Genomic DNA, 5250 nt, shown 5'->3' with positions numbered 1-5250 from the left:
CAACCTCCTCAAACTCCGCACCGCAGCCACCGCCTGAACGACGGGGCCACCCGGCCCCGCCGCCCCCGGCTCATCCGGACCCGGGCAGATTCATGCGACAGCCTCAGCAGCACGCCGTTGTCGGTGTGGGTAGGTCCACCGCGAGAGTGTTCGGTGACGTGATGGATCTCGCACCAAGCCGCAGGCACGTCGCAGCCGGAAATGATGCAGTTCCCGTCGCGGAGCGTGATGGCTCGCCGCTGATGCTGATCGAAGACGCGCTCGACGGTGTGGATCGCGCGGATGCGACCGTTGTCGTCAGAGAACACGCGTTGGACGGCGCCGGTGCACGCCGTGTGCCGCGCGACGCCGAGCGGAACGGGCTCCGCTCCCAGGGTCGGGATGTGGGCGGAGCCCGTACCGGCGCGGAGGTCGTCTGCACTCACCGCGACCACGAGGGTCGGAGCCGCACCCCCGATGGTCGGCAGGTCTCCCGACCGGGCCGCGACGCCGAGGATCGAGGCGAATGCGTCGTGTTGCCGCTGCACGCGGCTGCGCAGATCCGGTCGTGACGACTCGAGAGCTTCGGTCACCTGCTCCTCCAGCGATTCGACGCCGAAGCGGGTGGTGTCTTCGTCCGGGGAGAACCTCGGCCCGTCGGGCAGCGCTGGGCCGTCGGTCTTCGGGTTGAGGATCGCATCGAAGAGCGTTCCGAGTTGGCCGGCGACCTCGGGGAGCAGGCTCCCGGAGATCGGGACGAGTCCGTCGCGACAGGCACCGAGAGTGACTCCGCGCTTGCGCATCGCCCGCGCCTCGCGGGGTTCGGCGCCGTCCTGGTCGAGCCAGGTGGCCCACACCTGCGCCTGCAGCCGCAGCTCGTCGACCCCGGCCGCGGGGGCGCCGTCTGCGCCCGTGCCGCACGCGGAGGCTGCGAGCTCCTCATCCGCCGCCCATCGGGCCTCTGCCGCGCAACCGGCCGCATCGATCGTGCCCGCGACGGTCGCGACCGCGTCGATGCCGACGTCGCCGCCGCTGAGCGCGGCCCGAAGCGCCGGATAGCGCGCCGGCAGTGCCTCTCTGGAGGCGAGCGCGGTGGGACGGCCGACCGCTTTCGCTGCCCGCAGCAGCTCCGTCGTCGAGCGAGAGGATCCGCGTGTGAGGCGCTGAACGAGCTCCTTCGTCGACCGGCATCCGCGCACGGTCGTGAGTCGCTCGCTCGGCACCGCGGAGTCGACGCGATCCTGCACCTCGCCCACGGCGTCGACGAGCAGCGCCTCGGCCAGCCTCGCCACGTGCGCGACCTGCTTCACGACACCCAGCAGGTCCTCATCGTCCAGCTCGCGGCATGCGCCGTCGACGAACGCATCCGCGGTGGCTTCCGCCAGCGCGTTCTGCACCCGATCGAGGCGACTCGCGAGCTGTTCCATACCCCCATTGTGCCCGGGGCCTCCGACATTCCGTCGGAGGCTAAAAGCAGCTCTGACCGGCAAATACCTGTGGATAACAGGTGGGATGGACGCGCCTGTGGAGGGTAAGTCGCTGCGGCATCGACATGAGCGCGCGGTCATGCCCGCAGTGCTCCGAAACGTGTGCGACATCCCGCCTGCGTACCGTGCATCCCATGGAAGAGACCCCCGGCATCCCCGAGACCTACACAGCACAGATGGGCAGCCAGCACGTGACGCTCCCGGTGATCCCGGTCTCCGACGACCTGTCGATCGCGCTCATGATGGTGATCGACCAGCCGGTGTCGGTCATCGAGACAGCGGGACGCGAACTGGCCGCGCACTTCGCCGGTGTCGCGCCCGACATCGTCGTCGCGCCGGCGACCCTCGGCATCCCCGTGGCGATCGAGGTCACCCGAGCCCTCGGTCGCGACGACTACGTCATCCTGCAGAAGACCCGCAAGGTGCACCTCGGCGACGCTCTCGAAGCGCCCGTTCATGCCATCACGAGCACGGCGAGTGCATCGTTGCTGCTCGACCGTGCCCGGCTCGATGACATCCGCGGCCGTCGCGTGCTGTTCGTCGACGACGTGATCTCGACGGGATCGTCGTCGGGCGCGGCGCTCGCTCTCCTCGAACAGGCGGGAGCCGACATCGTCGGCGTGGGGGCACTCCTGGCCGAGGGTGACGGGTGGCCGGATGCCCTCGCGTCCTACGCCGATCGGCTGTTCGCGCTGGGCCGCATCCCGCTCTTCCCGCGGTGACCGCCGTGCACGACCTCGTCGTCGACGACGCCGTCATCGTCACGATGAACGCGCGACGCGATGTGGTGCATGGCTGGATCGCCATCGACGACGGCGCCGTCACCGCTGTCGGTTCCGGGCGGGCGCCGACGGCGCGGGAGAGCGTGGATGCGCGCGGCGGCATCGTTCATCCCGGGTTCCTCAGCACGCATCAGCACGCGATGGATGCGCTCGGTCGGGGCGCGCGCGATGAGGCGCCGGACTTCTTCGACTGGCTGTTCGGCACCTACTACGGGTCCGTGCTCGGCTACGGCGACGCGGACGCCGGTCGGGCCGTTGCGCTCACCGGCGCCGACCTGGCGCGGGCCGGGATCACCACCGTGGTCGACTGCTGGGGTGTCGGGGGCGTGGGCAGCCGCCGCGCGGACGCCTGTCTCGTCGCCTCGGTGGCGGCGGCCGTTCGCACGGGTCTGCGGTGGATCGTCGCTCCCATGGTCTCGGACCGGCTCCCGCCGGGGTGGGATGCGCTCCTCGACCGCCACGCGGTCGAGCCGGCCGACCTCGTCGCGCCGACCGACGTCGCGCGGCGGTTCGCGGATGCCGCGTGCGACCTCGCGACCGGTCGTGTCGAGGTGTGGACCAGCGTGGAACTGCCCGAGATGGCGGGCGACGCGCTTCTCGCCGGCCTCGGTGACGTGGCACGCGCGCGCTCCGTCGGATTCACAACGCACGTGTGCGCATCCGAGCCGGGTGCCGTCGACGTCGGCGGTGAGCGCGCGGTCGCACGGCTCGATCGCCTCGGGCTGGTCCGCCCCGGCACCGTCGCGGCACACGCGGTCTTCGCCGACGCGAGCGGCCGGGAACTCCTCGCGGACCGCGGCATGGGCGCGGCCCACTGCGCTGCCGCGACGATGCTGCTCGGCGGCACGTCGAGTCCGCTCGGCGCGCTTCTCGACGCGGGTGTCGCCGTCGGACTCGGTCTCGACAACGCCACGCTGAACGCGACCGCCGACATGGGCGCCGAGATGCGCCAAGCGCTCATGTTCGACCGGGTCGCCGGCACGGGGCGTGCGCGCGCGACCGCGCACGAGATCTTCGCGCACGCGACCATCGACGGCGCTCGTGCTCTCGGGCGGGATGCGGAGCTCGGCTCCATCGAGCCGGGAAAGCGCGCCGACCTCGTGCTCGTCGACACGGGCGGGTCGCACCTCCAGCCGCCGCGCGACCCCGTGCTCGCGCTGGTGTGGCAGGCGACGCGTGCCGACATCCGCCTGGTCCTGGTCGACGGTGAACCCGTGCACGATCGCCGCTAGCTCCCGTCGCTTTCGCACGCAACCCCGTCGCGCGGCGCGCGCCTCCCCTCCTACGGTGGAGGTCCGCACGGAAAGGAGACCACCATGTCCAACCTCCCGATTCCCCCCGCGCCCGGCTTCTACGGCGACGGGCATGCGCAGGACGCCGACCAGGAGCGCACCGAAGACCGCGAACGACTCGAACGAGACCGGGATGCCGTGCTGGACCCCGATGTCGACGAAGACACCCAGAATTCGGCGGACGCCGATGAGCGCGCCGCCCGAGAAGGCGTGGCCGACGGCGACGTGCCGAACGAATGACTCCTCAGGACAAGCGCTCGGTGATGCAGATCCCGACAGTCACGCTCAACGACGACACGCTCTTCCCACAGGTGGGCCTCGGCACCTATGGGCTGAACGGCGACGAGGGCATCGAGGCCGTGGTGGCCGCCATCGCTTCGGGCTACCGGCTGCTGGACACCGCGGTGAATTACGAGAACGAGCGGGAGATCGGTGAGGCGGTGCGCCGCAGTGGCGTGGACCGCGACGAGCTCTTCGTGGCGACGAAGATCCCGGGACGCCACCACGGCTACGACCTGGCGATCGAATCGACCAACGGTTCGCTGAACGTGCTCGGCCTGGACCGCATCGACCTCAGCCTCATCCACTGGCCGAATCCGAGCGTCGACAAGTACGTCGACACGTGGAAGGCGATGATCGACCTCCGCGGTGAGGGCAAGATCAGGTCGATCGGGGTGTCGAACTTCACCCAGCCGATGCTCGAGCGCCTCATCGAGGAGACCGGAGTCGTGCCCGCGGTCAATCAGGTCGAACTGCACCCGTACTTTCCGCAGGCGGCCCTGCGCGCGTTCCACGCCGAGCACGGCATCCGCACCGAGTCTTGGAGCCCACTGGCCAGGCGCAGCGAGCTGCTCACGGAGCCGATCCTGCGCGAACTCGCCGAGATCCACGGGAAGGCGCCGTCGCAGATCGCGCTGCGGTGGCACGTGGAGCTCGGCTCGACGCCCATCCCCAAATCCGCCGACCCCGATCGCCAGCGCGACAACGCCGACGTGTTCGACGTCAAGCTCACCGACGAGGAGGTCGCGGCGATCTCCGCCCTCGAGCGGGGACGTCTGTGGGGCGGCGACCCCGACACCCACGAGGAGATGTGACTCCGGTCGCCGCGTCGGGGGTCAGGCGACGGCGCGGCGCACGAGGTCGCGCAGGCGCGACTCGACCTCGGATGTGACCTCGACGACCGCGAACGAGGTCGGCCACATCGCGCCGTCGTCGAGGTGCGCGTGCTCGTCGAAGTTGACGGTCGGGTAGCGCGTGTCGAACTTCGACTTCGGCTGCACGAACATGACGACCTTGCCCTCGCCGTTGGCGTATGCGGGGAAGCCGTAGAACGTCTTCGGCGCGAGGTCCGGGGCCTCCTCGGACACGAGCCGGTGGAACATCGTCGCGACCTCGGAGTCGATTCCCTCGAGCTCGTCGATGGCGCTCACGCACGCCTCCATCTCGCGCGCCAGCTTCGCCGCGCCCTTCAGACCCTTCGTCGATCGCAGCTCCTCGGCCCGCTGCTTCATCGCGGCCTTCTCGTCGTCGGAGAATCCGCCGTTCCCGTCGTTGCTCACCACCGGCTCCCTTCGCTCACCGCTGCCTTCGGACCTTACTCCGACGATGCGCAGCGTGCCCACTCGCGGAGGGATCTCCGGAACGGTATCGACAGCCGGGTCAGTGGGGCGCGTGGTACTCGGCTTCGCCGCGCTTCCAGTAGCCCTTGAC

The 5250-nt window shown here is 70.3% G+C and carries 6 protein-coding genes; 4 read left to right on the top strand and 2 right to left on the bottom strand.

Annotation, left to right across the window (positions count from 1 at the left end; translation table 11 throughout):
- Positions 1 to 8 precede the first annotated feature (8 nt).
- Positions 9 to 1406 (bottom strand): HNH endonuclease signature motif containing protein, encoded by a 1398-nt coding sequence (locus B4E30_RS15350; RefSeq protein WP_286796039.1) that lies wholly within the window; start codon positions 1404 to 1406, stop codon positions 9 to 11.
- Positions 1407 to 1600: 194 nt separating this feature from the next.
- Between B4E30_RS15350 and B4E30_RS15345 the strand changes: the two genes are divergently transcribed.
- The 4 genes from B4E30_RS15345 (at position 1601) to B4E30_RS15330 (ending at position 4634) form a co-directional block, all read left to right on the top strand.
- Positions 1601 to 2188, top strand: a complete 588-nt coding sequence (locus B4E30_RS15345) for a phosphoribosyltransferase family protein (RefSeq protein ID WP_286796037.1) — start codon at positions 1601 to 1603, stop codon at positions 2186 to 2188.
- Positions 2185 to 3480, top strand: coding sequence for an amidohydrolase family protein (locus B4E30_RS15340; RefSeq protein WP_286796036.1), 1296 nt, complete (start codon positions 2185 to 2187; stop codon positions 3478 to 3480). The genes B4E30_RS15345 and B4E30_RS15340 overlap by 4 nt, the downstream gene beginning before the upstream one ends.
- Before the next feature lie 84 nt (positions 3481 to 3564).
- On the top strand, positions 3565 to 3780 hold the full coding sequence (locus B4E30_RS15335) for a hypothetical protein (RefSeq protein ID WP_194384636.1): 216 nt from the start codon (positions 3565 to 3567) through the stop codon (positions 3778 to 3780).
- Entirely contained in the window at positions 3777 to 4634 is an 858-nt protein-coding gene (locus B4E30_RS15330; protein ID WP_414683222.1) for an aldo/keto reductase, read from the top strand. Before B4E30_RS15335 ends, B4E30_RS15330 begins: the two co-directional genes overlap by 4 nt.
- 21 nt (positions 4635 to 4655) lie before the next feature.
- Here the strand turns inward: B4E30_RS15330 and B4E30_RS15325 are convergent, their stop codons facing one another.
- Positions 4656 to 5099: a hypothetical protein gene (locus B4E30_RS15325; protein ID WP_390178400.1), complete on the bottom strand. Its 444-nt coding sequence runs from the start codon at positions 5097 to 5099 to the stop codon at positions 4656 to 4658.
- Between the last annotated feature and the right edge of the window lie 151 nt (positions 5100 to 5250).

The organism is Microbacterium sp. UBA3394, from assembly GCF_002358725.1.
Taxonomy (GTDB): Bacteria; Actinomycetota; Actinomycetes; order Actinomycetales; family Microbacteriaceae; genus Microbacterium; species Microbacterium luteum.
This window is presented reverse-complemented; position numbering and strand designations above follow the sequence as displayed.

Bases quoted from the DNA above. Each gene is read 5' to 3' on its own strand.
- B4E30_RS15345 (WP_286796037.1), top strand. From the start codon at position 1,601: ATGGAAGAGACCCCCGGCATCCCCGAGACCTACACAGCACAGATGGGC.
- B4E30_RS15335 (WP_194384636.1), top strand. From the start codon at position 3,565: ATGTCCAACCTCCCGATTCCCCCCGCGCCCGGCTTCTACGGCGACGGG.
- B4E30_RS15330 (WP_414683222.1), top strand. From the start codon at position 3,777: ATGACTCCTCAGGACAAGCGCTCGGTGATGCAGATCCCGACAGTCACG.
- B4E30_RS15350 (WP_286796039.1), bottom strand. From the start codon at position 1,406: ATGGAACAGCTCGCGAGTCGCCTCGATCGGGTGCAGAACGCGCTGGCG.